31 protein-coding genes and 1 tRNA gene are annotated in these 26,427 nt (G+C 71.4%); 17 read left to right on the forward strand and 15 right to left on the reverse strand.

Annotated features, from left to right (window positions below; all coding sequences use genetic code 11):
- Positions 1 to 10 precede the first annotated feature (10 nt).
- Positions 11 to 85 (forward strand) — tRNA-Arg (locus IW245_RS23500).
- Positions 86 to 189: 104 nt separating this feature from the next.
- Here the strand turns inward: IW245_RS23500 and IW245_RS23505 are convergent.
- On the reverse strand, positions 190 to 513 hold the full coding sequence (locus tag IW245_RS23505; RefSeq protein WP_197005332.1) for a site-specific integrase: 324 nt from the start codon (positions 511 to 513) through the stop codon (positions 190 to 192).
- A gap of 537 nt (positions 514 to 1,050) precedes the next feature.
- On the opposite strand from IW245_RS23505, the gene IW245_RS23510 reads away from it, so the two are divergent.
- Both IW245_RS23510 and IW245_RS23515 read left to right on the forward strand, forming a co-directional pair.
- Positions 1,051 to 1,836, forward strand: coding sequence for an alpha/beta hydrolase (locus IW245_RS23510; protein WP_197005333.1), 786 nt, complete (start codon positions 1,051 to 1,053; stop codon positions 1,834 to 1,836).
- A 25-nt stretch (positions 1,837 to 1,861) separates the two neighbouring features.
- Positions 1,862 to 2,647: a helix-turn-helix domain-containing protein gene (locus tag IW245_RS23515; protein WP_267920121.1), complete on the forward strand. Its 786-nt coding sequence runs from the start codon at positions 1,862 to 1,864 to the stop codon at positions 2,645 to 2,647.
- Positions 2,648 to 2,959: 312 nt separating this feature from the next.
- Here the strand turns inward: IW245_RS23515 and IW245_RS23520 are convergent, their stop codons facing one another.
- Both IW245_RS23520 and IW245_RS23525 read right to left on the reverse strand, forming a co-directional pair.
- On the reverse strand, positions 2,960 to 3,262 hold the full coding sequence (locus IW245_RS23520) for a hypothetical protein (protein WP_197005335.1): 303 nt from the start codon (positions 3,260 to 3,262) through the stop codon (positions 2,960 to 2,962).
- A gap of 96 nt (positions 3,263 to 3,358) precedes the next feature.
- The gene (locus tag IW245_RS23525) at positions 3,359 to 4,255 is read right to left on the reverse strand and encodes a class I SAM-dependent methyltransferase (protein ID WP_197005336.1); all 897 of its coding nucleotides are present in this window, start codon (positions 4,253 to 4,255) and stop codon (positions 3,359 to 3,361) included.
- Positions 4,256 to 4,591: 336 nt separating this feature from the next.
- Here IW245_RS23525 and IW245_RS23530 point away from each other — a divergent pair, with 336 nt between their 5' ends.
- The 3 genes from IW245_RS23530 to IW245_RS23540 all read left to right on the forward strand — a co-directional run bounded on the left by IW245_RS23530 (position 4,592) and on the right by IW245_RS23540 (position 6,460).
- Positions 4,592 to 4,954 (forward strand): DUF2089 domain-containing protein, encoded by a 363-nt coding sequence (locus IW245_RS23530; protein ID WP_197005337.1) that lies wholly within the window; start codon positions 4,592 to 4,594, stop codon positions 4,952 to 4,954.
- Positions 4,955 to 4,973: 19 nt separating this feature from the next.
- Entirely contained in the window at positions 4,974 to 5,399 is a 426-nt protein-coding gene (locus tag IW245_RS23535; protein ID WP_197005338.1) for a hypothetical protein, read from the forward strand.
- 236 nt (positions 5,400 to 5,635) lie between these two features.
- Complete coding sequence (locus tag IW245_RS23540) at positions 5,636 to 6,460, forward strand: hypothetical protein (protein ID WP_197005339.1); 825 nt, start codon at positions 5,636 to 5,638, stop codon at positions 6,458 to 6,460.
- A gap of 34 nt (positions 6,461 to 6,494) precedes the next feature.
- On the opposite strand, the gene IW245_RS23545 is transcribed toward IW245_RS23540, so the two are convergent.
- From IW245_RS23545 to IW245_RS23555, 3 genes are all read right to left on the reverse strand, one after another.
- On the reverse strand, positions 6,495 to 6,920 hold the full coding sequence (locus IW245_RS23545; RefSeq protein WP_197005340.1) for a hypothetical protein: 426 nt from the start codon (positions 6,918 to 6,920) through the stop codon (positions 6,495 to 6,497).
- Between the two features lie 167 nt (positions 6,921 to 7,087).
- Positions 7,088 to 8,404 (reverse strand): FAD-dependent oxidoreductase, encoded by a 1,317-nt coding sequence (locus IW245_RS23550; RefSeq protein ID WP_197005341.1) that lies wholly within the window; start codon positions 8,402 to 8,404, stop codon positions 7,088 to 7,090.
- A gap of 47 nt (positions 8,405 to 8,451) precedes the next feature.
- Positions 8,452 to 9,420 carry an ArsR/SmtB family transcription factor gene (locus IW245_RS23555; RefSeq protein ID WP_197005342.1) on the reverse strand — a complete coding sequence of 323 codons (969 nt, stop codon included), beginning with the start codon at positions 9,418 to 9,420 and terminating at the stop codon, positions 8,452 to 8,454.
- A gap of 108 nt (positions 9,421 to 9,528) precedes the next feature.
- Here IW245_RS23555 and IW245_RS23560 point away from each other — a divergent pair, with 108 nt between their 5' ends.
- The gene (locus tag IW245_RS23560; protein ID WP_197005343.1) at positions 9,529 to 10,485 is read left to right on the forward strand and encodes an SMP-30/gluconolactonase/LRE family protein; all 957 of its coding nucleotides are present in this window, start codon (positions 9,529 to 9,531) and stop codon (positions 10,483 to 10,485) included.
- Between the two features lie 64 nt (positions 10,486 to 10,549).
- On the opposite strand, the gene IW245_RS23565 is transcribed toward IW245_RS23560, so the two are convergent.
- A complete protein-coding gene (locus tag IW245_RS23565; RefSeq protein WP_197005344.1) occupies positions 10,550 to 11,377 on the reverse strand; it encodes an SDR family oxidoreductase in 828 nt (275 codons plus the stop codon).
- A 110-nt stretch (positions 11,378 to 11,487) separates the two neighbouring features.
- Here IW245_RS23565 and IW245_RS23570 point away from each other — a divergent pair, with 110 nt between their 5' ends.
- Both IW245_RS23570 and IW245_RS23575 read left to right on the forward strand, forming a co-directional pair.
- The gene (locus IW245_RS23570; protein ID WP_197005345.1) at positions 11,488 to 12,096 is read left to right on the forward strand and encodes a TetR/AcrR family transcriptional regulator; all 609 of its coding nucleotides are present in this window, start codon (positions 11,488 to 11,490) and stop codon (positions 12,094 to 12,096) included.
- Between the two features lie 55 nt (positions 12,097 to 12,151).
- The gene (locus IW245_RS23575; protein WP_197005346.1) at positions 12,152 to 12,526 is read left to right on the forward strand and encodes a YchJ family protein; all 375 of its coding nucleotides are present in this window, start codon (positions 12,152 to 12,154) and stop codon (positions 12,524 to 12,526) included.
- Here the strand turns inward: IW245_RS23575 and IW245_RS23580 are convergent.
- Complete coding sequence (locus tag IW245_RS23580) at positions 12,523 to 12,927, reverse strand: RidA family protein (protein WP_197005347.1); 405 nt, start codon at positions 12,925 to 12,927, stop codon at positions 12,523 to 12,525. The two genes, IW245_RS23575 and IW245_RS23580, sit on opposite strands and share 4 nt — an antisense overlap.
- A gap of 173 nt (positions 12,928 to 13,100) precedes the next feature.
- Complete coding sequence (locus IW245_RS23585) at positions 13,101 to 13,907, reverse strand: NAD(P)-dependent oxidoreductase (protein WP_197005348.1); 807 nt, start codon at positions 13,905 to 13,907, stop codon at positions 13,101 to 13,103.
- Between the two features lie 79 nt (positions 13,908 to 13,986).
- Between IW245_RS23585 and IW245_RS23590 the strand changes: the two genes are divergently transcribed.
- Positions 13,987 to 14,880, forward strand: a complete 894-nt coding sequence (locus IW245_RS23590; RefSeq protein WP_197005349.1) for a LysR family transcriptional regulator — start codon at positions 13,987 to 13,989, stop codon at positions 14,878 to 14,880.
- A 73-nt stretch (positions 14,881 to 14,953) separates the two neighbouring features.
- Here IW245_RS23590 and IW245_RS23595 read toward each other — a convergent pair whose 3' ends face one another.
- The 3 genes from IW245_RS23595 to IW245_RS23605 are packed head-to-tail and all read right to left on the reverse strand — an operon-like array spanning position 14,954 to position 16,585.
- Positions 14,954 to 15,829, reverse strand: coding sequence for a helix-turn-helix domain-containing protein (locus IW245_RS23595; RefSeq protein ID WP_197005350.1), 876 nt, complete (start codon positions 15,827 to 15,829; stop codon positions 14,954 to 14,956).
- A gap of 16 nt (positions 15,830 to 15,845) precedes the next feature.
- Complete coding sequence (locus tag IW245_RS23600; protein ID WP_197005351.1) at positions 15,846 to 16,379, reverse strand: DUF6879 family protein; 534 nt, start codon at positions 16,377 to 16,379, stop codon at positions 15,846 to 15,848.
- A 2-nt stretch (positions 16,380 to 16,381) separates the two neighbouring features.
- Positions 16,382 to 16,585, reverse strand: coding sequence for a lipid A biosynthesis lauroyl acyltransferase (locus IW245_RS23605; RefSeq protein ID WP_197005352.1), 204 nt, complete (start codon positions 16,583 to 16,585; stop codon positions 16,382 to 16,384).
- 291 nt (positions 16,586 to 16,876) lie between these two features.
- Here IW245_RS23605 and IW245_RS23610 point away from each other — a divergent pair, with 291 nt between their 5' ends.
- Positions 16,877 to 17,164, forward strand: a complete 288-nt coding sequence (locus IW245_RS23610; protein WP_197005353.1) for a hypothetical protein — start codon at positions 16,877 to 16,879, stop codon at positions 17,162 to 17,164.
- Positions 17,161 to 17,379, forward strand: coding sequence for a hypothetical protein (locus IW245_RS23615; RefSeq protein ID WP_197005354.1), 219 nt, complete (start codon positions 17,161 to 17,163; stop codon positions 17,377 to 17,379). The genes IW245_RS23610 and IW245_RS23615 overlap by 4 nt, the downstream gene beginning before the upstream one ends.
- 256 nt (positions 17,380 to 17,635) lie before the next feature.
- Here the strand turns inward: IW245_RS23615 and IW245_RS23620 are convergent, their stop codons facing one another.
- Positions 17,636 to 18,454, reverse strand: coding sequence for a helix-turn-helix domain-containing protein (locus IW245_RS23620; RefSeq protein WP_233473149.1), 819 nt, complete (start codon positions 18,452 to 18,454; stop codon positions 17,636 to 17,638).
- Between the two features lie 92 nt (positions 18,455 to 18,546).
- Between IW245_RS23620 and IW245_RS23625 the strand changes: the two genes are divergently transcribed.
- Together IW245_RS23625 and IW245_RS23630 are read left to right on the forward strand one after the other, a co-directional pair.
- Complete coding sequence (locus IW245_RS23625; protein ID WP_197005355.1) at positions 18,547 to 18,876, forward strand: nuclear transport factor 2 family protein; 330 nt, start codon at positions 18,547 to 18,549, stop codon at positions 18,874 to 18,876.
- Positions 18,876 to 19,892: a zinc-dependent alcohol dehydrogenase family protein gene (locus IW245_RS23630; protein WP_197005356.1), complete on the forward strand. Its 1,017-nt coding sequence runs from the start codon at positions 18,876 to 18,878 to the stop codon at positions 19,890 to 19,892. The genes IW245_RS23625 and IW245_RS23630 overlap by 1 nt, the downstream gene beginning before the upstream one ends.
- Before the next feature lie 53 nt (positions 19,893 to 19,945).
- Here the strand turns inward: IW245_RS23630 and IW245_RS23635 are convergent, their stop codons facing one another.
- On the reverse strand, positions 19,946 to 20,611 hold the full coding sequence (locus IW245_RS23635; RefSeq protein WP_197005357.1) for a peptidoglycan recognition protein family protein: 666 nt from the start codon (positions 20,609 to 20,611) through the stop codon (positions 19,946 to 19,948).
- A 196-nt stretch (positions 20,612 to 20,807) separates the two neighbouring features.
- Here IW245_RS23635 and IW245_RS23640 point away from each other — a divergent pair, with 196 nt between their 5' ends.
- Positions 20,808 to 23,828: an AfsR/SARP family transcriptional regulator gene (locus IW245_RS23640; RefSeq protein WP_197005358.1), complete on the forward strand. Its 3,021-nt coding sequence runs from the start codon at positions 20,808 to 20,810 to the stop codon at positions 23,826 to 23,828.
- Positions 23,829 to 23,916: 88 nt separating this feature from the next.
- On the forward strand, positions 23,917 to 24,486 hold the full coding sequence (locus tag IW245_RS23645) for an NlpC/P60 family protein (protein WP_197005359.1): 570 nt from the start codon (positions 23,917 to 23,919) through the stop codon (positions 24,484 to 24,486).
- 49 nt (positions 24,487 to 24,535) lie between these two features.
- Here the strand turns inward: IW245_RS23645 and IW245_RS23650 are convergent, their stop codons facing one another.
- Positions 24,536 to 25,444: a LysR family transcriptional regulator gene (locus IW245_RS23650; RefSeq protein WP_197005360.1), complete on the reverse strand. Its 909-nt coding sequence runs from the start codon at positions 25,442 to 25,444 to the stop codon at positions 24,536 to 24,538.
- Between the two features lie 71 nt (positions 25,445 to 25,515).
- Here IW245_RS23650 and IW245_RS23655 point away from each other — a divergent pair, with 71 nt between their 5' ends.
- On the forward strand, positions 25,516 to 26,367 hold the full coding sequence (locus IW245_RS23655) for an NAD-dependent epimerase/dehydratase family protein (RefSeq protein WP_197005361.1): 852 nt from the start codon (positions 25,516 to 25,518) through the stop codon (positions 26,365 to 26,367).
- Positions 26,368 to 26,427 lie beyond the last annotated feature (60 nt).

Below are 26,427 nucleotides of genomic sequence, written 5' to 3' on the forward strand. Positions count from 1 at the left end.
GTTCGCAAGGGCCCCCGTAGCTCAGGGGATAGAGCGCTGCCCTCCGGAGGCAGAAGCGCAGGTTCGAATCCTGCCGGGGGCACCACAGTCTGAACAGGCAAAAGAAGCCTCTGACCAGCCGTTTGGCGGTCAGAGGCTTCTCTCGTCTTACCCGGCTATCCACGGCCGTTTCCGGCTCTCAGCGGCTGCTCATGCCAAATACGTGCGCAAGTTTTGCGCGGGCCGATGACCGAATGCGGCCTGCACTCGCTGCCGCAGAATCTCCGTCCCGCCATCGAGGCACTTGGCGTAGATCTTGTGCAGGATCTCCACCGAGTGCCCCGCCCACTCAGCTACATCGGTGGACGGCACTCCCCCGTTGAGCCACGTGGACACTGCGGCGTGCCGCAGGTCATAGGGCGTCGCGGCGAGCGGGCCGGCAGCGACGGACGCGGTGAAGACGCTCGCCCTTGTTTTCCTCCACGTTCGGTTGATCGTGAACTTCGGCAGTTCGCTGCCGTTGCGCTCCCCCACGAACAGCCGACCGTCGTCGGCGGTGCCAAACAGCTTGATGTGCTCGTGCAGGAGAGCCGTCAGCTCGGGCGGGCACGGTACCGTCCTGGTCTCTCCGATGGCCCGCTGCTTGGGCTGACGCCGCTCACGGTTCGCCCCGCTGTCGGTCCACGCCTTCCCGCGTAGGGCTCCGCGAACTCCAGATGAATCTCTCCCCACCCCGCTTCGGGAATCGACAGGTTCTCCATGGCGAGGGCTACGGCCTCCTCGGGTCGCATCGCAGCCAAGCAGAGGCACCCGAAGAACGCCACCAGGCGCGGGCCGCTGCCCTGCTGATCGCGAACCGCCCGCAGTAGCGTGCGCGCCTGGAACGGGTTGGCCACCGACCGGCGGTCAACCGTGTGGACCGTTCGCGGCGCTGTCCGGAAACACTGCGATCGGCTCGAAACTCGCGCCCATTTCTGGAACCTGGAGCGTAGTTTGATCTAGGTGAAGGGCGCAGGAGAAGACCCGCAGCCAGCGATGCGGTCAATGGCCGGCGAACCTGTCTCAACGCCCATGACGACGGCCTCCCGCGAGTCTTCGACGCTCTATCAAGCCGCCGACGGCAGTGAACTGCCCCTGCTGGTCTTCGAACCGGGCGACGGCACACCGCCCCGTGCGGGCATCGTCATGTTCCACGGCGGCGCGCTGCGCCAGGGATCGGCCGACACCCTCGCGCCGCACTGCCGCACCCTGGCGGCACGCGGAATCCTCGCGGCCTCCGCCGGGTACCGACTGCTCGGGCACGGCGCCGCCAGCATCGACGACTGCATCGCAGATGTCCGGCGCGCGATCGAACAGTTCGCGCGACTGGCCGACCAGCGCGGCCTGGGAGCATCGCGTCTGGCCTCGGGTGGCAGTTCGGCTGGGGCTCACCTCGCCCTGGTCGCCGCGATGATCGCCCCGAACGAGCCCGCCCCGGCACCGAAGCCCGGCGTCGCAGCCGTCGTGGCCCTCAACCCCGCCGGGCTCGATCTACGCTCCCTCGCCCCAGACGCACAACGCAGCCTCGAACAGCAGGCCGGCATCCGCGAAGGCCGACTGACCGACTACTCAATGATCGAGTTCGTACAGCCGGGAAACCCACCGACACTGATTCACCACGGCACCCGCGACGAGGTCGAGCCGATCGAAAGCGTGCGGCGGTACCGAGACGCGATGGAGCGCTCGGGCAACGAGTGCACGCTTCGCGAGTACGAACACGCCGAACACGGATTCCACTATCCGGGCAACAGCACGCACTTCGACGACGTCATCGCCGACACAGCGCGGTTCCTCCTCGACCTGATCACAGCGAAGTGAACGGGCAGACATCCACGTCGGGCCGCTGCTCCGGGAGTGGCGACAGCGACGGAATCTGCCCCAACTGGACCTTGCCCACCTGGCGGACACCTCAGCCCGGCATGTGAGCTTCGTGGAGACCGGCCGCTCGCGGCCCAGTCGAGCCCTGCTATCGCGGCTGGCGGACCATCTTGACGTCCCCGTCAGGCACCGCAACGCCCTGTACGTGGCGGCGGGATACGCGCCGGCCTTCGAACGGTCCCGGCTGGACTCCCCCCGGCTCAGGCTCGTCAACCAGACCATCGAACGCCTCTTCGAGGCCTACGAACCCTTCCCCGCTCTGGCCCTCGACGCCGACGAGGACATCGTCTCGATGAACCGCGGGGCCGCGCTGCTCGCCCGCGACCTCCCCGCCAGACTGCTCGAACCGCCCGTCAATCTCATGCGCGTGGCGCTGCACCCGGACGGACTGGCCCGCCAGATCGTGAACCTGGCGGAGTGGCGCGAGCACATGCTCGGACGGCTCTACCGGCAGATGATCCACTCAGGACTGCCGAGCCTGCGCTCCCTGTACCAGGAGGTGTCGGGGTACGCGGACACACACGTGGGCACCGGGGCAGTGGTGGACGACAGCGTTCTGACCCAGCTGCACATGCGCCTGTTCGACACCGAGATTCGACTGTTCAGCACCATCACGACGTTCGGCGCCACCACCGACATGACCGTGGCGGAGCTGTCGCTGGAGACCTTCCACCCTGCCGACGACCACACCGCCAAGGTCTTCAGAAAGGCGCTGGAGGCCAGAACGGAACCGGCGCGCCCGGCCGGATGAACGTGAGCGGAAAGGCCTTCCGTTCCATCCGGCCTCCGGCTCTCACCGGCCTCATGCGCACGTGTGCCGTTCGCCGTTCAGCTGGCCGAGCACACGCGGGCGCACCGGTGAGTTCCTCGCCGAGATGTCGGCCCTGGGCGCCACGGTCGACCTGCGATTCCGCTTCTCCGAAGGCCACGTCACCTCCGATCTCGCCTCCGAGCGCGGCCTCTACCAACGGGTACTGCCCACGAAGGACGAACAGCGGTCCGGCTACGGCCGCTTCCACACGATCGCCCGCAAGCACGACGGCGGCTGGCGACTCACCGTGGACTACAGTTTCGCCAGGGCCAGCGGCACGCGCACCAGGTCCGTGTCCACGCCCGGTCGGGCCGGAACGAGGCTGAAGCCCTGTTCGGACGTCGGGTCGTAGGCCACCACGAGGCCGTGGGCGCGGAGTCGGGCGGTCCAGTCGCGTACCCGGAAATGGGTTTCCAGGTCCAGCTGGTCGCCGGCCCGGCGGCGCTCCTCGTCGCGCAGGCGGGTGAGGAGGAGGTGGAACTGGTGGATCGGGCGGGGTTCCCAGGGGATGAGGTCGCTGAACCGGGTCCGGGTCTCCTCTGCCATCAGTGTCATTGTTGTTCCTTCGTTGTCATACATGCATCGACCACGGTAGGCGCACAGACAGCGGCTTGTCGCCGGATTTAGCAGCTCAGAGACATGCGACTCCGGTCACTCCGCGAGTTGGAAGTGCCAGAGGACGAGGGCCGTCATGCCGGCGCGGGCGGCGTTCGCGGCTTCGGGGATCCAGGGGTGCAGGGCCCAGACGTCCGGCGGCTGGGTCAGGTCGAGGGGTTCGGCGACATCATCCGGCTCGACCGTTACCGGGCGGGCGGGTTCCTCGCAGGCGCGGACCAGGAATCCGTGCTGGAGTGCGGCGCGCAGGTACTCGCCTGTGGAGTGGCGCCAGTTGCGCATGTAGCCGACGTTTCCGTCGGTGTCGTGCTCAAAGAGCGGGTACAGGGTCGACCCGATGAAGTGACCGGGCATGGTGGAGATGATCAGGTGTCCGCCCGGCTTGAGGACGCGGGCCGCCTCGGCGAAGAACAGTCCCAGGTCCTGCAGGTGGGACAGGGCGAGTGTGCACACGACGTGGTCGGCGCTCGCGTCGTCGACGGGGAGCGCGGTGAAGGAGGCTTCCGCGAACTCCGCTTCGGGGACGTTGTCGTGCGCGCGGGCCAGCATGCCCGGTGAGATGTCGAATCCGAGGACTCGGTGGCCGCGTCGGGCGAGTTCGCGGCTGATCCGGCCGGTGCCGCACGCCGCGTCGATGGTCACTCCCGGCTCGAGTTCGTCCAGCACGGGGAGCAGGACCTCATCCTGGATGGGGAAGGCCCCGTTGGGCTCGCCGTCGTAGGTCACGGCCCAGTTGTCGTAGCCATGCTCGGTCGGCATGACCGGGATGTCGGTGCCGGCCCCGAACTCGTCGGCGCGGTCGAGGAGGTCGCGGATCTCGGCGATCCGGGCGGCGGTGAAGTCACGGTCGTGTTCGCCGGCGAACGCCCGCAGCAGGGCCACTCCCTCCAGGCCGAGGAGGTAGGCGAGGGGATGCTGGTGGATGGATGACATGTGGAGGGCAGCCTTCCGTGTCGGGTTCGAGGGCCCTGAGACACTTCCCGCCCCCGGCACCGAGCCTAGGCACCGCGCCGGAAACGGCAACCGAGTTACCGCTCCTGTCGGCCTCGCACTGGCCTGCGTCGTCGGCCTCCTCGTCGATGGCCGGCTCCCGCTGGACGGGTCAACGGGTTCCCCCTTGTCGGCGACAGGTGAGGGATCCGGGGCAACCGCAAGGTCTTGGCCACAGGCTGTTGCGCCTTCGCTACTGAGTGAGTTTCTCAATCGTAAAATCAAAGAAGTTAAGTTCTGGGTGTTGTGATCTTAAGATTTCTCAGGCAGCATAGGGGTATGGAATGGCAGGAGCTGACGCAGCTCACCCAGGGGCAGCCGCTGGTCGTCGAGCGGGTGCGGCTGCCGGAGCGCGGGATCGTGATCGAGGGGGCCTTCGAGTTGCCGCAGCTCGCGCAGCTGGAGGTCTCCGACCAGGTGTTCGTCACGGCGTTCGTCCGCTGCCACGGTTCCATCAAGGAGATGGAGCGGATCTTCGGGGTGAGCTACCCGACGATCAAGAACCGGTTGAACCGGATCGCCAACAGTCTCGAGTACATCGACACCGACCCCGCCCCGTCCCGGTCAGAGGTGCTGGAACGGCTCCAGCGAGGCGAGATCGACGTGCACGAGGCCGTCACGGAACTGCGGTCCCGCCAGTGACAACTCCAGGGGAGAGAACATGAACGACGAGCGCATGCAGGTACTGCAGATGGTGGCGTCCGGGCAGGTCACCGCCGAGGAGGGCGGCTTTCTGCTCGCCGCGCTGGACCACGACGGGGCCCCGGCCGCCGGGGGCGACGCCGTGGCGGCCCAGGGCCGGCCCAGGTATCTGCGGGTGATGGTCACCGAGCACGGGGAGCACGGCAAGAAGGTGAACGTCCGGGTGCCGATCCAGCTCCTTCGGGCCGGCGTGAAGCTCGGCACCATGCTGCCGGACCAGGCCAAGGACAAGGTCAACGACGCCCTGCGCCAGAAGGGTGCGGCGTTCGACATCAGCGGGCTCAAGGCCGAGGACCTCGACCTGCTGCTCGAACACCTCGACGACCTGACGGTCGACGTGGAGGGCGACAAGAGCAGCACGGTGCGGTTCAGCGTCGAGCGCTGAACCTGACTGTGGTGCCGGCCGGTGGGCCGGCACCACATGGTTCACCGGGTGGCGAGGAAACCCAACGCCAGACCGGTGAGGAAACAGCAGACGGCGACTTTGGCGATGAACTCTCCGGAACACACGATCTTCATGGCACCGTTGTACGGTGGAAACGCGCGCGGCGTATACGGCCAGCGCGGACCGTCGTGGATGGACCTCCCGGCGCGGAGGTAACCGGAGAGAGGTCGCCGACCGTGTTCGACGAAGACGACCTGAGCGGGATCGTGGTCAATCTCAACCGCCGCGATCCGGTGGTGCGCGGCCGGCTCGCCAACCATCCGCTCACCCGGTCGTATCTGGAGGCCGGTACCCGGCTGGTGGACCGGGAGTTCTTCGCCGTGCCCACCGAGGGGTTCACCCGGCCGCTGGCCACCCTCACCAGGGAGACCGTGATCGCCGAGGTGGCCGACGAGCCGTCGGAGCTGGCGAAACGGTCCAGTGTCGGGTCGTTCCGCGACCGGTGGGCGTACTTTCCGGACTACCTGTCGGACCTCGCGCGGTACACGCTGCGGATCCGGCGCTGGTCGCTGCACACCGAGCTCGCCGAGCAGGCGGTGCCGGCACTGTCCGGCGGGGATTTCGTGGCGGCGCTAGAGGAGATCGCGTACCGGGACATGGTGTACGTGTCGGGGACCGCTTCCACGGCGATGCGGTTCCGGTTCCTGCTCACCGCGTGGGCGGAGCAGGACGAGCAGCTCCGCGGGGCCATGACGTCGGTGTACCGGGACATCACGGACCACTGGTCGGCGATGTGCGAATCGGTGTTCGCCGCCCGAGGGTTGCGGCTGCGGCCCGGGGTGACGTTCGAGCAGCTTTCGGTCCTGTTGACGGCGTTGGCCGAAGGGCTGGCGCTGCGGGCCGCCGGGGATCCCGGGGCGCCGATGCTCGATCATGAGCGGCGGCGGTCGATCCTGGGGACGGGGGCGATGGCGTTGTTCGCGGGAATGGTGGATTCCGGGGACGGGCGGGAGCTGGGCGCGGTGGTCGCGGACGTCGCGGAGGCCTCCGAACGGGGCTGAGGGCCCGTCGACAACTCGCCGGGCCCTCATCGCGCTATTCGGTCCACTCCCAGCTGGTTCCGGGTCCGGCGACCAGCACAGGACCTGGCGGCGTGTACAGCAGCCAGTGGTTCATGTCCGTCGAGTGGATCGGGAAGACCCGGAGCGCCACCTCGTCGAACACCAGCTCCAGTCCCAGGCTCGGGCCGGACACCGACACCGCCGTCAGGACCCGGCCCTCGATCGCGCGCACGGCGGTCTCCAGGGTGTCTCGGTCGTCCTCGGAGCCGGCGAGGATCTCGGTCGCGGAGTCGATCCGCCAGGCCGCGCCGTAGATCCACAGGTGCCAGTCGCCGGTGTTGCCCGTGAGGTCCAGCGTGAGGAAGCTGCCGTGGCCGAGCTTCACGGCCCTGGTCCCGGTGCCGATGAGACGGTTCACGGTGTCGCTGATCGTCGCGGCGTTCATCTGATCGACAGGCATCCCGTCATCCTTCATTCGCGGCCTCCCAGGTTGTCGTCCACGACCATCTAGGCGCAGGCCGTCGCCTTCTATGGTCGCCCCATCATCAGGTGTGCTGCCGTCCCGCGCCTACGGGTCAGGGTTCGTCGACACGCCGATGGAGGGCTATGAAGGCCGGAAGACGCGGGTCAGCGCGACAGGGCTGCGCGGAGTACCCGGAGGAGGCGGTCCGGGCGGAGCAGGCCCTCCGGGCGGTCGAGCAGGCCCGTGACCCGGACGAACGCCGCCGACAGCGAAGCGTCCGTGACGGCGGCGGCGTGCAGGTGCGGCAGGTACGCGTTGACCAGCCGGGTCTTCAGCGACCGGTGCCCCAGCACCTCGGGGAACGCCAGATCCGCCCCCGTCGCCAGCTGCCACGGCACGTCGACCACCCGCGCGATCTCGCGGAAATACCGCCGCCAGCTCGGCGACGGGTTGCCCAGCAGGTGCCGGCGCAGCGCCGCGGCCTGCAGGGCGGCCACGGTCATCCCCTGGCCGTAGACCGGATTGAACGAACACACGGCGTCGCCGAGGACCAGCAGGCCTTCGGGGAAGCCGGTGAGGTGCTCGTAGCGGTGCCGGATGTTGGCCGGGTAGCGGAAGGCGACCGGGTCGTCGAGGGGCTTGCCCTCGTTGATCAGGCGGTGCACGTCCGTCAGGGGCACCCCGGCGGCGAAGTCGACGAAGCCGTCGGGGTCGGTGGGCGGGTAGTCGCCGAGCAGGCCGACCAGCGTGACCATGTACCGGCCGTCCTCCTGGCGGGCGATCCCCGCGCCCCGGGGATGCTCCCGCGTCCAGTTCACCAGGATGAGCCGGTCGGTGCCCAGGGCGTCGTCCGGCATGTCGTAGGTGCGCGAGGCGTAGCCGACGTCGGTGTGCACCCGGTCCGCCGTGGGCCGCGCAAAACCCAGACCTTCCAACCACAGCGGGGTACGCGAGCCCCGGCCCGTCGCGTCGACCACCAGGTCCGCCCTGATCGTGGTGGTCCGCCCGGCGCCGTCGCGGACGGTCACCCCGGTGATGGTCGTCCGGTCGGTGCTGGCGGTCAGGTCGACGATGTCGCGGCCGTCGGCGAGGCGTACCCCCGGAAGGGCCCGGACGCGAGCCCGGACCTGGCCCTCCAGCAGCGGCCGGCTGGGAAACAGCACCGGTTGTCCGATGTCGACCTGGCGGATCCGGTGCCCGGACAGCAGCCAGCGGATGCCGCCCAGCAGGTCACCGCTCGGCGCGCCGGCCCCGATCAGGTCGGCGGTCAGGCCGGGGAACAGTTCGTCGAGGACCTCGCCGCCGCGGGCGAGCAGGGCGTGCAGGTGCCGACCCTGGGGGACGCCGCGGCGCTGGGCCGAGCCGTCCGGGAGCTCGTCGCGTTCCACGACCGTGACCTGGCCGTAGAACTCGGACAGGACCCTCGCGGTCAGCAGGCCGGCCATGCTGCCGCCGAGAACCACCGCGCTGCCGTCTGGCATGCCCGACCACCGCCTCCCAGGAAGAGGCCAGCGTATCGACGGCCGGTCTACTGTGGATTCTTCGAGATTGCGGTGTCCCGGATGAGATCGGCGCCCAGCGGGGTCAGCGCGTGTACCACCGAGCCGCCCACCCTGGTCGTCGTGATCAGGCCGGCGTCGCGCAGCACCGTCGCGTGCTGGCTCGCCGACGCCACCGACGTGCCCACCCGCTGGGCGACCTGGGTCGTCGAGCCGGCGTTCGACAGCGTCGACAGGACGGCCGCGCGGGTCCGGCCGAGCAGGGACACCAACCTGTCGCCGGGGGCAGCCGGGGTCGGGTCGTGCGGGATCGGGTACGCGAGCACGGCCGGGCCGACAGGCGGCTGCACGAAGCTCGACACCCCGCCGAAGAACAGCGGCACCAGGGTCAGACCGCCGCCGTCGAGGTGGAAGTCCAGCGCCTGGTCCGGGGCTGCCGGGCAGCGGATCGTCAGGGTCGGGGCCGTCCACCGGATGTCCGGGTGCAGGGTGTCCAGCAGCCGGTCGAGGCCGGCGTCGAGCAGCACCTGACCCCGGGTCGCACGGTCGGCCGTCACCCGGGCGGAGACGGTGTGCCACTCGGGCGCGAGACCCACATTGTGGTACGCCGTGAGCACCGCCCCCAGCTCCCTGCGCGCCGACGTGTTCCCGGTCGCGAGGTCGCGCGCCCACGGGGACAGCGCGCCGGTCTCGGCCAGCTCCGCGCGGATCTGCGCCGTCGGGGCGGACACCACCCGGTCGAGCGCCGTACGGAAGTCGCGGGCCCCGACCGGGGTGAGGAAGTCGGGTCTGGTGCCGAGGACCGGCATCAGGTCGAGGACGGGGCGGATCCTCGGGGACAGCTTCGGCAGCACCGAGCGGCGCCACCGGCCGGTCCACGAGCCGCCCCACGCGCCGTTGAGCATCAGCACGCTGTGTTGCAGCTCGAGCATCACGTCCGGGCCGGTGGCGAGGGTGACCCTGCCCAGGTCGGCCGGTGTGAAGTGGATGCGCAGCACCGGTCCAGCATGCGGGGCGGAGATCACCGTTCCGTCACGACCGGCGGGGTTTCAGGCACCGCTGAAAGGCGTGGTGGCGGCACCGCCCGGCCGGCGATCCTCGTCGGCATGGACAGACGAAGCGTTCTGAAGACCGGCGTCGCGGCCCTGGCCGCCACGGCCGGAGCTGTCGCCCTCGGGGCACCGGCCTCGGCGAACACCGGCCTGATCAAGGAGTACGTCATCAACCGCGAGCCCGGGGCCAACCCCGAGGGCATCGAGGTCACCTCCGACGGCACCATGTACGTCACCAGCGTCGCGACCGGCGCCGTCTACCGTGGCCACGTCTGCGAGCCGGACCTGCGCCCCTTCCTCGCCCCGGGCACCGACGGCCGGACCTCGGCGACCGGCGTGCACCGCGACCGGCGCGGCCGGCTGTTCGTCGCGGGCGCGGCCACCGGCAGCCTGTTCGTGTACGACCGTTCGGGCCGCCTGCTGGCCCAGCGCACCGTGGACGCGTCGGCGTCGTTCCTCAACGACATGTCCTTCACGTCCGACGCCGTGTACGTCACCGACTCCGTCAACCAGACCATCTGGCGCGCCGCGCTCACCGGCGACCGGGTCGGCCAGCTGGCCCCGTGGGTGACGGTCGGCGCGTTCGACCCGGTGCCGCAGTTCCTCAACGGGATCGTGACGAGCTCGGACGGTCGGGTGCTGCTGGTGGGCGAGCAGGCGGCGGACGTGACGTACCGGATCGATCTGGCGACCCGCAAGGTCAGCGCCGTGCGGATCGCCGACGGTCAGATCTTCTCCGGCGACGGTTTCCTGCTGGAGGGCCGCCGGCTCTACGGGGTGTGGAACCGGTCGAACGCCGCCGGCGAGTGGGAGTTCCTCACCCGGCTCGTCGAGCTGAACCGCGACTACACGGCCGCGCGGGTCGTCGCGGACTCCGCCGCCGTGAGCGGGAAGGTCGGCCCGACGACGATCGCCAGGGACCGGGGCCGGCTGCTGTGGGTGAACAGCCAACTGCCGTCCGCGCCCGGCACCCCGCCCTACCTGGTCACCGAGGTACCGGGTCTCCGCTGACCGCCCGGCGGCCCGGACCCGGGCTACCGGCCCGAACCGCGCGAGGACCGGCTCTCCGGACCGGTCAGCGGAAGTCGGCGGCACGGCGCGCGACCCAGCGCGCGTACGTGCCGCCGGCCCGGCCGGTGATCCGTTCGAACGCCGGCTCGATCTCCGCCGTCGTGCCCGAGGCGGACGCGAGCAGGCGCACCAGCACCTCGGCCACGCCGGCCGGCATGAACGCCGCCATCTCCTCGCGGGCCCGCTCCGGGGTCAGCTCCTCGAACCGCAGCTCGCGGCCCAGCACCTCGCCGAGGATCCGGACCCGGTCGGTCTGGGTGAGCGACGCCGGCCCCGTCAGGGTGTACGCCTCCCCCACGTGCCCGTCGTCCAACAGCGCACGCACCGCCACCTCGGCGATGTCCCGCTCGTCGATGGGCGCGCTGGCCGCGTCCCCGTACGCCGCGCGGACCACGCCCCCGTGCCGGATCATCCCGGCCCAGCCCAGGTCGTTGGCCATGAACGCCCCGGGCCGCAGGAACGTCCACGGCAGACCCGAGTCGCGCACGGACCGCTCGCACTCGGCGTGCCAGCGGGCGATGTCGTTGGTCTGCTCGAAGTTCACGGCCATCGAGGACAGCAGGACGATCCGGCCGACGCCCTCGTCGCCGGCCGCGGTCAGGAAGTCGTCGAGCGCCCCGTGCACCGGGAACAGGTAGGCCCGGTCGACGTCGCGGAGGGCCGCCGGCAGGGTCTCGGGGCGGCGGAGGTCGCCTTCGAGGACCTCCACGCCGTCGGGCAGGCCGGCGGTGCCCGGGTCGCGGCTGATCGCGCGGACCTTCTCGCCGGCCTCGAGCAGCTGGGTGACGACGTGCCGACCGACGTTTCCGGTGGCTCCGGTTACCAGAATCATGACGAGTGTCCCTTTCGGAGGAGTCCCGTCGATGTTAACCAGTTGGGGAATTAACGTCAATGCACCAGTTGGGGAATAGAGTTCCCCCGCAGGTGAAGTAGCCTGAGCCGATGGAGGCACCCACCGGCAGTCGGCGCACCCCGGCCCCCGAGGAACGGCAGCGCGACGCCGAACGCTCGCGCCGGCACCTCCTCACCGCCGCGCTGGAGGTCTTCGCGGCCAAGGGGTACGCGGGCGCGCGGGTGCAGGACATCGCCGACCGCGCCGGCGTCAACAAACGCCTGATCAACTACTACTTCGGCGGCAAGGAGGGGCTCTACACCGCGCTGCGGAGCGAGTGGCTGCGACGCGAGGCCGAGTTCGCCACCCCGGACCTGTCGATCTCCGACCTCACCACCCGGTACCTGCACGAGGTGCTCACGAACCCGCAGGCGATCCGGCTCGTCCTGTGGCACGGGCTCGCCGACGAGGACGTCGCGCCGCCGGAGCCGGCCGAGGACCTCTCCGACCTGTACCGCCGCCAGGAACTCGGCGAACTGGCCGCCGACCTGGATCCGGCGTCGTTCATGCTCGCCATGATGAGCATGGTGATGGCCCCGATCACGCTGCCACACATCGTCCGGCAACTGTTCGGCGTCGAGCCGGACTCCCCGGAGTTCGAGGCCCGGTACGCCGAACAGCTGCGCCGGATCGTGGGCATGCTCGGCGAGCGGCGCTGACCGCGGTACCCGTGTCCCCGCACGGTGCCCCAAGGCGGGTCGGGACAATGGGCGGATGGCACCTGACACCTGTCCCTGTGGGCTCGGCGAGCCCTACCACGCGTGCTGCGGGCGCTTCCACGCCGGCCAGTCCGCCCCGACCGCCGAGACGCTGATGCGCTCCCGGTTCAGCGCGTTCGCGGTCGGGGACGTGGCATACCTGCTGCGGTCGTGGCACCCGAGCACCCGGCCGCGGGAGCTGGAGTTGGACCCTGACCTGCGGTGGGTCCGGCTGGAGGTGCTCGGCGGCACCGGCGGCGGGCTGTTCGACACCGAGGGCACGGTGGAGTTCCGGGCGCACTACCGCGAAGGCGGCCGGCCCGGGACGATGCACGAGCACAGCCGCTTCCTCCGCGACGCGGGCCACTGGGTCTACGTCGGCCCGGTCTAGCGCGGCACCACCGCCGTGACCTCCACCTCCAACAACGCGTCCGGATGGAACAGCCGCCGCACCTCCACAGTGGTACTGGCCGGCGGCGTGCCCGGGAACAGCCTCCTGCGGACCGCGCCGTAGCCCGGCAGGTCGCCCAGGTCGGTCATGAACGTCCGGATGTGCGCGATGTCCGCGAGCCCCGCCCCGTGCGCGGCGAGGATCTCCCCGAGGAGTTCGAAGATCCGCTCGGACTGGGCGGTGATGTCGCCCGGACCGACCACCGCGCCGGTGTCGTCGGCCGCGATCTGACCGGACGTGACGAGGAGGGCTCCGGGGCCGGGGTCGAGGCGCGCAACGTGGGCGAACCGGTCGCCGTAGGGTGCGGACACGCCGGCCGGATTGTCGAGGGTCAACTTCAATGTGGTTCTCCTTGGAGTGATGGGTGCCGCGACGCGACCGACCCGGAAGCCAGACCGACATGGCGGCCGGACGCGCGGGAGCGGCACGGCTGGTTCGTCGACAGGCGCCGGGGCGTTGCGGCCCTGGGACCGGTGCCGGGACGCCCAACGGCAGGGCCCGGGAACGTGTCCGCTCAGACGAGGGTCGCCAGGTCGGCTGACTGGTCGGCGGCGGCGTGCAGCGTGCCCGACGCGGCGCGGGCGACCGGGGCCGGCGCGTCACCGAGGGCAGCCAACGCCAGGTCGATGTCCTTGGCCGCCAGGGCGATCGCGAACGACGCCCCGGTCGCCGTCCCCCGGGCGATCGCGCCCCCGAGCGGTCCCGGCGCGAGTACCTCCAACGCCGTGTCCCGGTCGACCCCGACCGCCGCCGCGACGGCCAGGGTGTCCGCGAGCGCCGCCAGCCCGGTGACCAGGGACGTGTTGAGCACGAGCTTGAGGGCCGCGCCGCTCCCGGTGGGTCCACACCGGCGTACGGTCCCGAGCGCCCCGAGCACCGGGGCCACCCGGTCGACAGCGTGGTCAGGGCCGCCGGCGAACACCCGGAGGGTGCCGGCCGCCGCAGCGTCGACGCTGCCACCGACGGGCGCGTCGACGAGGTCGACCCCGGGCGGAAGCCGGCGGGCCAGGTCGCGGACGGCGTCCGGGCCGATCGTGGACATGTCCACCAGGGTCGCGCCCGGGGCCAGTGTCCCGGCGGCGCCGTCCGGTCCGAAGAGCACGGCGTCGACGGCCGCAGCGTCGGTGAGCATCGTGATCACGAGTTCGGCCCCGGCGACGGCCTCGGAGGGGGTGCCGGCGGGGCGCGCGCCGAGGGCGGTGAGCGCGGTGATGCGGGTCGGGGTGCGGTTCCAGACCGTGAGCTGGTGGCCGGCTCCGAGCAGGCGGCGGGCGATCGGCGCGCCCATGTGTCCCGTGCCGAGCAGGGCGATGACTGTCATGATCAATACGCTAGGTGACCGGATGGCATGCGACCAACGACTCTTCGGCATCGTACCCATCATGTTTTAGCATGGGTTGGTGCAGATCCAGTCGCTGGAAGTGTTCCGGGCCGTCGCCGCGCATGGGTCGATCACCGCGGCCGCCCGGGCGCTGCGTTTCACCCAGTCGGCCGTGTCCCGGCAGATCGCGGCCCTGGAGGCCGACACCGGAGCGCTCCTGTTCGACCGGCTGCCCCGGGGCGTGGCCCTCACCGAGGAGGGCCGCTGCCTGCTCGCGCACACCGGCGCGGTACTGGACCGGCTCGACGTCGCCCGGCGCGAGCTGGCGACGCTCCGTGACGGGACAGGCGGGCGGCTGCGGGTCGGCGCGTTCGCGACCGCCGTCGCCGCCCTCGTGCCGCGCGCGCTGGCCGCGTTCCGCGACACGCATCCGGACGTGACATCGTCGCTGGTGGAGGGCCTGACGCCGGCGCTGCTGGACCGGCTGGAGTCCGGGGACGCCGACGTGTCCGTGGTCAGCGCGGCCCCGGACCGACCCCTCGACCGGGCGCGGTTCGAACTGCACCACCTGCTCGACGAGCACATGCTCGTCGCCGTGCCGCGCACCCACCGGCTGGCCCGCCGACGCACGGTGCGCTACACCGAACTGGCCGGGGAGTCGTTCATCGCCGCATCGGCGACGCCGGAGAACACCCTGCTCGCGGGCAGTCTGCCGCTCGGCTTCCAGCCCCGGGTCGACTTCGTCGTCGGCGAGTGGACCGGCAAACTCGGCTGCGTGGCCGCCGGGCTCGGCGTCACCCTGATCCCGGCCCTCGCCGTCCGCGCCGCCCCGGCGGACATCGCGCTGATCCGGCTGCACCGCGACGAGGTGTCGGTGCGCCAGGTGTTCGCGACGACGGTCGCGGGGCGCGCCACGCCCGCGGCGGTGACGGCATTCGTCGCCCAATTGCGCGAGGTCGCGGCCACCCTCTGAGAGATCAACCCCTTCAGGCGGTTACGGCGACACCTGCCCCGGCGCGCATCGGCGACTCCCCGTCAGACGCTCTCTAGGCATCGCTCCCGCGCACTCCACCGTGAGTCGCGCCCAGCGCCTTGCTCGCGTCGATGATGAGCTGGCGCGCCGGCTCCCCGACAACCGCGTCGCTCCACAGGCGCTCCATGATGCGCAGATACGCCGCCGATTCGTCGGCATCGTGCTGGGTCTCCCCGACGAAGGTCTCGCTGACGGCGAGGTCGTCGTACAGCTGGAACGAGTTCTGCGGGGTGGTCGCGAGCTGCCTGCCCATGGGGAGGATGCCGAACCGGATGTTGGGCATCCCCACGATCGTCTGGAGGCGGTCGAGCTGGCCTCGCATGGTGGGCGCCGGGCAGAGCATCCAGCGCAGCACGGGCTCCGCGAGAAGGAACTCGAACTGGTGGGTTCCGTCGTAGAGCATCTGCTGGCGCTGCATCCGGGCGGCGACGGCCGCGTCGATGTCCTCGACGTCGAGGTCGTGGAGGACGACCATCTCGGAGAACACGCGGCGGGCGTACTCGGCCGTCTGGATCAGGCCGGGGACGTAGACGGTCTCGAAGTGGCGGATCATCCGGGACTTCGAGACGAGCTCGTTGTAGGAGGTCTGCACCTCGGCCTGCCCTTGGCGCATGCGACGTCGCCAGTCCTGGTGCTTCTCCTGGATCTGTTCCAGAAGTTCCAGCAGCTCCTGGGCCTCGGTCGGGGTGCCGCCGCAGGTCCTCACCCAGGCGTCGATGTCCGCGCCGGCGGGGGCCTGTTTGCCGTTCTCCAGCTTGCTGACCTTGCTCGGCGGCCAGCCGTTGGCCTCGGCGAGACTCTTGCTGGCGAGGCCCGCCCGCGTGCGCAGGGCACGCAGGCGGGTCGCCATGCCGTCGGGCTGGTTGAGCCAGTCCTGGATGAGGTTCACGGTGAAGGTCTTCCTGCTATGCGGCGTCGTCCGGAGTGCTGTGTCGGACCGCCAGGTCTCGCCAGGCGAGTGCCTGCACCAGGTTCGCGGGGTCGGTGATCAGTTCGTTGCTGAGGCGGTGGCCGGTGTCATCGAACCGCATGACGATCAGGCGGTGGGAGTCCAGGAGCCACCAGTCGAAGTTGCCGGCCGCAGGCAGCAGGCCGACCTCGTGGGCACGCCGCCGGGTCAGGTACCGGATCGTCTCGCCCGCTCCGGTGTTCCAGGTCCCGATCCAACGCTCCCACCGTTGGTAGTCGGTCGGCGGGTCCTCGTGCACCCGCACCCTCTCGATCCGCTTTCCCTGTCCCGTGAGCTTGGCGACCTGGGTGAACCAGTCGGCAAGCTCGGGGACCTCAGTCGGGGGTTGAGGGTCGCCGGCCAGGAACCGCGCCACCGTGTCGTGCTCGCAGGGCTCGGAGTACGCCGGCTGCAGCTCCAGCCGGAACGCGGTGTCCGCGAACGTACCGAGAGCCTCGCCGAACTCGGCGTCGGTGAGCGGGATACCCATGGTCAGCCGACCTCGCGGAGCCGGTCGAGGACGTTGGCGGGGACGAAGACACCGTCCTCGCCGTCGGCGAGCTGGCGAAGCTGCGCCCGCTCGGCGTCGGTGAGCTTGACGCCCTGGACGACGTAGCCGCCCTCGGTCGCGTACAGGGCCGGGCATCCGCCACCGCCGCTGTTGGTGTCTTTCCACAGGAACTCGAGGTCTCGCACGACTCGCTCCTTCCGTGGCCACGCCTGGGGTCGGCGCAGATCCCCATGATGCTCGCACTTTCTCTGAGTTTCTAGCAAGTGTCCGGACGAAATTTCGCAGATGCCCGGCCCATCCTGCTAGCGAACAGATATCTGATACCTCGCGAGACCTCACCCGCCCTCAGATGGAGAACTTTCTTGAAATTTCTTGCAATTGGGAAGGGGAGGGCCTACCTTGGGCGATACGTCTCGGGAGGCAGGGGCTTGTGGCCTCCTACGGCTCATGTGCGGCCCGCTATCCCGGAGGGACCCATGCTCGAACTGTCCACTGACCAACGCAATCTCTTGTCCATGTGCCTGGTCGGCCTCGTCGACGAGTACGGGCCGGGCGACCTGGACGCGCTGATCTTCCGTGACCCCCTCGGCCGATTCGGAGTCGGCCCTGGCCCACAGGCCCCGGCAGGCTGCGAGCCGGTGGTCACGCGGGCCATGGTCGACCGACTCATGGTCACCCACGTCTTCGTGCCACAGGACTTCCAGAGCCCCGCGCAACTGGCCTCGTTCGTCGAAACACTCTGCCAGGCGGTGCGCCTGCCATGACCAGCCCAACCCTGGAACTGCCCATCACGAAGCCACCACGGCACGCCCGCAGGCGGACACATCCACCCAATGACCGCGCCGAAGCGATAGCCGAAGCCATCTGCCTTGCCGTCGCTGCCGTGTTCGTCGTGGCGATGTTCACCTACGCCATCGTCGCGGTCTTCGGATGCACGGCTGTCGTCGCCCAGCTGCGCGAGGTGGCGGCCACCCTCTGAGGGCGAACCCGCCAGCGCGACGGTTCTAGTCGGTCTCGTACCAGGCTGCCGGGTGGGCCGGGGCGTGGTGGGGTGGCCGGGTCCTTGATCCGGGATCGGATGCCGCGTCCGGCGAAGGGTTCGCTGGTGGCCGGTCCGGCCCGGCGGGCAACGCGCCCGTCAGCGCTGGCGGCCGGTCGGGCCTGGCGGGCAGTGTGCCCCTCGGACCGGTGCGTGCCGGGCCGGGGACCTCCGTAACCGTCTGATGGGGTTGATCTCAGGGGGTGTGGCGGGCCCGGAGGAGGGCGGCGGTCTCGGCGTCGGCCGGGAGGAACGCCTCCAGGTGCAGCTCGGCGAGGGTCACGTCCACGGCCGTCGCGAACGAGGTCAGCGTCGTGAGCAGCCGCAACTCCCCGTCGGCGGTGCGCAGCCGCAGGGGGACGGCGAAGCCCAGGTGGTCGGGGCCGGGCGGGGCGGCCGGCGGCAGGTAGCCCTCCAGTTCCGTGCGGAGTGCGTCCAGTGCCGAGTCGGGGCTGCGCAGGGCCCGGCCGCGCAGGCTCTCCACGATGTGCCGGCCCCAGTCGGCGAGGTTCACCACCCGCCGCGCCATCCCGTCGGGATGCAGCGCGAGGCGCAGGACGTTGACCGGGGGTGTGAGCAGCTCGGGGGCCGCGCCCTCGGTCAGCACGGACAGTGCGCTGTTCGCGGCGACCAGTTCGCCGTGCGGGCCGGCCACGATCGCCGGATACGGCAGGTGCCCGTCGAGGATGCTGTCCAGCGCGTCGCGGACCGGGCGCAGCAGTGGCGCGTCCAGCCGGGACTCGGCGAACAGTGGGGCGTAGCCGGCGGCGAGGAGCAGCGCGTTGCGTTCCCGCAGCGTGAGGCCCAGTGACTCGGCGAGGCGGACCACGATCTCCCGGCCGGGGCGGGACCGGCCGCGTTCCATGAAGCTCAGGTGCCGTTGGGTGGTGCCGGCGCGGATCGCGAGTTCGAGCTGGCTGACCCGGCGGGAGGTGCGCCAGCGGCGCAGTTCGCCGGCGAAGGGGCCCGGCTGCACGAGGGTGTCCACCCTCCAGTTGTAGCCGATCTTGGGCACGGGCGATACCTCGCGGGGAATTGCTGGTCACCGGCGCCCCGGACATGATCGTTTCCAGGCCGCCCGGAGGGGCGCGAGGGAGAGGGAGACCCATGAGCACCGCAGATGTCATCCGCCGGTACAACGACGTGTTCCAACTGCACGACGCCGACGCGCTCGACGCGCTGATCGCCGAGGACTGCGTCATCGAGAACCTCGACGGCAGGCGCACCGAGGGCAAGGCGGCGTGCGTGGCGTGGTGGCGGGCGATCGCCGAGAACCGGGACGCGCGCTTCGAGATCGAGGACGTCTTCGTCTCCGACGACCGGGCCGCCATCCGCTGGACGTACGTGTACCCGGGCGGCTCCAACCGGGGCGTGAACCTGATGCGGGTCCGCGACGGGCTGATCGTCGAGGGCCTCGGCTACACCAAGAGCTCCTGATGCGCGCCTACTACCTGGACAGTCTCGGCTCGTTCGACGGCATCGTCGCCCGGGACACCCCGGAGCCCACACCCGGCCCGACCGGCATCGTCGTGCGGGTGCGTGCCGTCGCCCTCAACCGCCGCGACGTGGCGATCGTCAACGGCACCTACCCGCTGCCTTCCGTGCCCGGGGTGATCCCGGTCAGCGACGGGGCCGGCGAGGTCGTCGCCGTCGGCCCGGACGTGACCCGGTTCAAGGTCGGCGACCGGGTGGTCGGCAGCTACTTCGCGAAGTGGCTCGACGGCCGGCTGAACGTCGGGCTGATCGACCAGCTGGGGTGCACCCTGGACGGGATGCTCACGGAGTACGCGCTGCTGGACCAGGACTGGGCCGCGCCGATCCCCGCGCACCTGACCTGGGAGGAGGCCGCCAGCCTGCCGTGCTCGGGCACCACGGCCTGGAACTCGCTCACCGGCGGGGAGCCGCTGCTGCCCGGTCAGACGGTGCTCACCCTGGGCACGGGCGCCGTGTCGCTGGCCGCCGTGCAGTTCGCGAAGCTGATGGGGGCCACCGTCATCTCCACGACGTCCAGCGCGGCCAAGGGCGAGCGGCTGCTGGCACTGGGCGCAGACCACGTCGTCAACTACGCGACCACCCCCGACTGGGGCAGCGCCGTGCGCGAGCTGACCGGCGGGGCCGGCGTCGACCTGGTCGTGGAGACCAACGGGCCGAAGACCATCGAGCAGTCGATGCGGGCGACGGGGCTGTACGGGCAGGTCGTGCTCCTGATCACCGGCAGCGCGTCGAGGCCGGGGATCGAGATCTCCAACGCGGCGTACGCGTCGAGCATGGCCACCATCCGCAGGGTGTTCGTCGGCAGCCGGACGCACCTGGAGACCATGCTGGCGGCGGTGTCCGCGCACGGGCTACGGCCGGTGGTGGACCGGGTGTTCGACTACGCCGAGGTGCATGAGGCGTACCGGTACTTCGACAAGTCCAGCGGGTTCGGCAAGGTGGTCGTGCGGGTGGCGTGAGCCGGGCGTGCCCGGGCCGGCCCTCTCCGGCCCGGGCACGCCTCGCCCCCGGTCTAGCCCAGCGCCCGCGCCACGGCCGTCCGCAGCGCCGGCAGCTTCGCGTACAGCGCGTCGCCCGGGCAGTCCGTCGAGTTGTAGTCGCGGTGTCCCTTGATCGCGGTCCTCGGATCCAGCTTGTACTGGTCGCACAGGTACGCGCACAGCTGCACCAGCGCGTTCCACTGCGCCGTCGGCGGCAGCACCGACATGTACGTGCCCTCGTTCTCGATCCCGATCGTGTGGTCGTTGTGCCCGGACACCTGCGCGCCCTGCACCAGCTTGTGCTGGCCGATCGAGGGCAGCACCTTGTCCCGGCCCTCCATCAGATGCCCGCCGCGCGAGGTGGTGAAGTGCTGGCCGACGTCGTCCCAGCCGTTGGTGTCCATGTGGTGGTTCTGGATCGACTTCGACAGCGCCTTCGCGTGGGCCACGGAGTAGTCCGTGCTGTTCGGGGTGTCGGTGTGGTGCACGATGATCCGGTCCGGCTTGCGGTTGAGGACAGTGATCGGGTGCTTCGGGGCCCGGGCGCCCCACTGGGCCCGGGTCAGGATGGTGGGCCTCGCCACGGCTTCGGCGGCCCCGGCGGCCTCGGCGGTGCCGACGACCAGCAGTCCGCTGGCGGCCACAGCGAGACCCGCTCCGGCGTACTGGAGAAGTGCGCGTCGGGAGATGTCAGTCATGGCCCGAAAGGTAGGAGCGGGCGCTGAACGTCGGCTGAACGTACCGCGCGTGCCGTAACCGTTTCCGCGCCTACCGCACTGGTATGACCTGAATGATCAACCCCGCGCGGGATTCGGCCGACCCCGGACGCCCGTAGTGTCCGGTTCGACATTCAGGACGTGCGCGAGCCGGAGTGGGGTCACAGTGGATGTTCGGATGCTCGGCCCCTTCGAGCTGGTGTCCCCGGCCGGCACGCTCGCGCTCGGCGGGCCCCGCCGCAGGGCCACGATGGCACTGCTGGCCGTGCGGGCCGGCACCGTCGTCTCCGTCGACCAGATCATCGACGGCGTGTGGGGCGACACCGCGCCGCCCGGCGTCCGCAACCAGATCCAGGTGTACGTCTCCGCCCTGCGCGGCCTCCTCACCGGCCAGGGCGAGTCCCGCGACCTGATCCAGACCCACCCGGGCGGCTACCTGTTCCGGCCCCGGCGGGACGCCGTCGACCTGCGGCTGTTCGAGGACCGGGTGACCGACGCCGACGGCGCGCTGGCCCGGGGCCGGCTCACGGAGGCTGGTGGCCTGCTCCGGGAGGCGCTCGCGCTGTGGCGGGGACCGGCGCTCGGCGGGGTCACCGGACGGTTCGCCGAGACCGAGGCCGCCCGGCTCGCCGAGCGCCGGATCGCCGTGATCGAGCAGCGCCTCGACATCGACCTGGCGCTCGGCCGGCACCCGGCGCTGGTGGCGGAGCTGGTGAACCTGGTCGACGAGTACCCGTTGCGGGAGGTGTTGCGGGCCCGGCTGATGCTCGCCCTCTACCTCGGCGACCGCACGGCCGAGGCGCTGTCCGTGTACCGCGACGCCCGGGCCACGCTCGTCGAGGAGCTGGGCATCGAGCCCGGTACCCGGCTCCGCGAGCTGGAACAGGCCATCCTGCGCGGCGACCGGCCGGCGGTGCTCGCCGAGCGCTGGCTGTCCGACGCGCGGCTGTCGGCCCCGGCGCCGGCCCCCGCCCCGGCCGTCGCTGGCCGGGCCGCCCACCTGCCGGCGGACCTCGCCGAGTTCGTGGGCCGGCACGCCGAGATCTCCGCCGCCGTCGCGACCCTGTCCGGCACCGGCCCCGCGCCGGCGACCCTGGTCATCGTGGGCCAGCCGGGGATGGGCAAGACGTCGCTGGCGGTGCACCTCGGGCACCGGGTCCGCGACCAGTTCCCCGACGGCCAGCTGTACGTGAACCTGCGCGGCCCGCAGGGCGACCCGGAGACCGTGCTCGGCTCCTTCCTCCGCGCGCTCGGCCGCACCGGCCCGCTCCCCGACAACCTGGCCGAACGCAGCGCGCTGTACCGGTCGGCGCTGGCCGACCAGCGGATCCTCGTGGTCCTCGACGACGCGGCGTCCGAGCGGCAGGTCCGGCCGCTGCTCCCCGGCAGCGGCACGTGCGCGGTCCTGGTGACCAGCCGGGCGAACCTGGCCGGCCTGGGCACCCACCGGCTCGTCCTGGAACCGCTGGGCGAGGAGTACGCGCTGACCCTGCTCGCCGGCGTCGTCGGCCGCGACCGGGTGACCGCGGAACTCGACGCGGCCGGGGAGATCGTGCACCTGTGCGGGTACCTGCCGCTGGCGGTGCAGATCGCGGCCATGCGGCTGTCCACCCGGCCGCACTGGAGCCTGGAGCGGCTGGCCAGGGCGCTGCGCGACGAGCACCGCCGGCTCGACGAGCTGGCCGTCGGCGACCTGGAGCTGCGGGCCAGCCTGGCGCTCAGCTACGACGGGCTGCCGGCCGCCGCCCGGGTCGGGTTCCGCCGCCTCGGCCTGGTCGGGGCGGCCGACGTGCCGTCCTGGGTGGTGGCGGCGCTGCTCGACGTGGGCCCGGAGGATGCCGACGACGTGCTGGACGAGCTGGTGGACGTGCACCTGCTGGAGCCGCACCCCGGGCAGCCGGACGGCTCGGTGCGCTACCGGATGCACGACCTGCCCCGGCTGTACGCCAGGGAGCGCGCCGAGGCCGAGGATCCCGCCGAGGTCCGGCTGGCGGCGGTGCGCCGGGTGTTCGACGCGTACCTCGACATCGCCGGGCGGGCCAACGCGGCCCTGGCCAGCGACTTCGTCGGCGCCCCTCCCCCGTCCGCCCCGCGCTGGGCGTTGCCGGACGGCCTGGCCGAGGAGCTGTGCGCCGCCCCGCTGGACTGGTTCGAGACCGAACGCGCCTCGATCGTCAGCGCGGTCGGGCAGGCCGTGGAGCTGGGCGACGCCGCCACCGCGGGAGGGCTCGCCGCGGCGTCGGCAACGTTCTTCGAGGTGCGCAACTACTTCGACGACTGGCAGCGCACCCACCGGGCGGCGCTGGACCTGTGCGCCGCGCGGGGGGACGCCCTGACCGCCGTGCCGCTGCGCCGCAACCTCGGCGAACTGCACACCATCCAGGACAACTACGACCTGGCCGTCGAGCACTTCAGCACGGCCCTGGTCGACGCGCGCGCCCTCGGCCTCACCGGGCAGGAGGCCGCTTGCCTGGCCGGGCTGGGCTACCTGCGCCGGGTGCTGGGCCAGTACGCCGCGGCCACGGAGGCGTTCACCGAGGCGGCCAGGCTGGGTCGCGAGCTGCGCAACCCCGCATGCGAGGTGTACGCGACCCTCGGCCTCGGCGTGATCTGCCGCGAGACCGGCCGGGCGGCCGAGAGCACCGCGCACTACGAGCACGGCCGGACGTTGAGCCTGGCCAGCGCGTACCGGCCCGGCGAGGCCCAGGCCCTGCGCGGCCTCGGACTCCTGGCTCTCGACCGCGACGCCCTCGACGAGGCCGAGGAACACCTGGCCGCCGCCCGGGACATCCACGTCGGCTCCGGTGACCGGCTCGGCCAGGCGCACGCCCTGCTCTGGCTCGCCGAGATCCGGATCCGCCGGGGCGCGCTGCCCGCCGGCGAGACCATGCTCGCCTGGTGCCTGCTCGTGTACCGCGAACACGACAACGCGTTCGGCCAGGCCCTGACGCTGCGCCGGCTCGGGTCGGCGCACCTGACCGGGGGCAGGGTCGACTCGGCCCGGGGCGCGCTGACCGAGGCGGTGCGGATCTGGCGGCGGCTGCGGTCCCCGTACTGGCTCGCGGACTCCCTCGACGTGCTGGTGGCGGTGGAGGACCGGCGCGGCGACGAAGCCGCGGCGAACTCCGCCAGGCAGGAGGCCCGCCGGCTGCGCGCCGGACTGCGGACCGAGGCCGCCGTCGCCGCCGGGGTGCGCTGAACGTCGCGCGGTCAGCCGTCGTTCAGTGTCCGATCAGGACCGTCGACCAGGGTGGTCATCGACACAGCGACCCACCTTGGAGGACGTCATGATCCGCAAGACCCTCACCTCGCTCGCCCTGATCGGGGTCACCGGCGCGGCGATCGCCGTCGCCAGCTTCGGCGGCGCGGCCTACGCCTCGCCCACCACCGAGGCGATCCCGGGCGTCGAGAACGCCTCGATCCTCGTAGCCTGCACGTCCAACGGCGCGGACGAGACCCACACCGGCGCCCAGATCCTGGCCCGGGGCAAGCTGTGGATCACGGAGAAGGTGCCGTACAGCCAGACCAACTGCCACAAGAACGTCAACGGCACCTACCGCCAGGACTGCTCCGGCTTCGTCTCGATGGCCTGGGGCCTGAAGGACTCGCACTGGACCGGCAACATCCTCGACGTGTCGAAGAAGATCTCGAAGAGCAGCATGAAGCCGGGCGACGCGTTCTGGGTGCACAACTCCTCGCACCAGCACATGGGCCTGTTCGTGAAGTGGGTCGGCGCGGCCGGCGGCGCGGCGATCGTCTACGAGGAGAGCAGCTCCGGCACCAACGCCCACCAGAGCACGTGGAGCGCGAGCCGGGTCGCGGAGTTCACCGCCCTGCGCTACAACCACTTCCACTAGCCGCACCCTCCGGCCACCCGGCCGGCGAAATCCCGTCGGCCGGCACTCCTCAGAGTGCCGGCCGGCACTCGTCGGGGACCAGCAGCGCCGCACGCAGCGCGTCCGCCAGGGGATTCGGGGCCCGGCGCGGCGTCACCACCCCGATGTGCCGGACCGGACGCGGCTGCTCGACGGCCAGCACCGCCACCTCGCCACCCGGCGGCAGCAGCGCGATCCACGGGATCAGCGCCACCCCCACCCCGGCGGCGACGAGCGACTGGGCGAAGAAGTAGTCGGTGGTGGCGGCCAGGATGTGTGGCTCGAAGCCGGCCAGGGCGGCGTACCCGTCGAGAATCGCCCGGGTTTTCGAGCAGCCCAGCACCCAGCGGTCCCCGGCCAGCTCCGTGAGGTGCGCGGACTCCCGCCCGGCCAGCGGGTGTCCGCGCGGCACGACGATCCACAGCGGATCGTCCTGGACCGGGGTCCAGGTCAGGCCGGAACGGTCCCCGGCGCGGACCGGCGGCGGGCCGCCGAAATGGTAGGACAACGCCAGGTCCGCCCGGCCCTCCCGCACCCACGGCAGCGCCACCTCCGGCTCCCCCTCCAGCACCGTCAGTTCCACGTCGGGGTGCGCGGCCACGAACCGGGTCAGCGCCGCCGGCAGCAGCTCGCGCCCGCCGCTGGTGAACGTGGCGACCGTCAGCGCCGCCCGCCCCGACGCGAGCCGGTCGATCTGTTCCTGCGCGTGGCTCAGCTCGGCCGTGATCGCGTCGGCGGCCTCGACGAGCAGTCGGCCCGGGGCGGTGAGCACCACGCCCCGGGTGCTGCGCTCGACGACCCGGGCACCCAGGGTGCGTTCGAGGGCCGCGATCTGCTGGGACACCGCCGACGGGGTGAACAGCAGCGCCTCCGCCGCCCGGCTGAAGCTGCCGTGCCGGGCGACCTCGCGCAGCACCCGGAGCCGCTGGACGTCGATCATCAGTACCCCTAACAGCTGGTTAAGCAGATCACCACTTCTGCTAATCACCCTAGCGGGGCAGGCTGACCGGCATGGACATCCTCGTGATCGGCGGCAGCCGGTACTTCGGCAGACTCCTCGTCGACCAGCTCGTCGCGTCCGGCGCGCGCGTCACGCTCCTCAACCGGGGCTCGACCCCGCCCCCGCCGGGCGTCGAACACGTCCGCGCCGACCGCGACGACGAGGCCGGGCTGGTCGCCGCCCTGGCTGGCCGGACGTTCGACGTCGTCGTCGACCAGGTCTGCTACACCCCGCGGCAGGCGGCGATCGCACGCCGGGTCTTCACCGGCCGCTACGTGATGACCTCGACCATCGAGGTGTACGACCGGGCCACGGCCACCGCCCCGCTCCCTGAGAGCGCGTTCGACGCGGCGACGTGGCCGGTCGATCTGACCCTGCCGTGGGAGGACCCGGCGTTCCGCGAGGCCCACTACGCCGAGGGCAAGCGCCAGGCGGAGGCGGTGTTCGCCCGGGACCCGGCGTTCCCGTTCGTCGCGGTCCGCACCGCGCACGTCCTCGGCGGCGCCGACTTCACCGGCCGGCTCGCGCACTACACCGACCGGGCCCGGACCGGCGAACCGGTCGTCGTGCACCGCGATCCGCACCCGTCCTCGTTCACCCGCCCGGAGGAGATCGCCGATTTCCTGTCCTTCGCGGCCACCGCCGACTTCCTCGGCCCCGTCAACGTCCGGTCGCACGGCGAGTTCTCGGCGGTCGACCTGTGCGCCCGGCTCGGAGCCGCGTACCGCGAGCCGGAGCCGGGCGAGGAGGCGTCGCCGTTCTCGTTCGAGCGCTACTACGGCATGTCCAACGCCCGGGGCACGGAGCTGGGCTTCGCGTTCTCGGACACGGCCGACTGGCTGCCCGGGGTCCTCGCAGCCTGACCGGGCTGCAACCGGGGCAGTATTCCGGAACGGCTCTACACCTTCTGCGGTAGGCCCCTT

This window comes from Longispora fulva (assembly GCF_015751905.1).
GTDB lineage: Bacteria > Actinomycetota > Actinomycetes > Mycobacteriales > Micromonosporaceae > Longispora > Longispora fulva.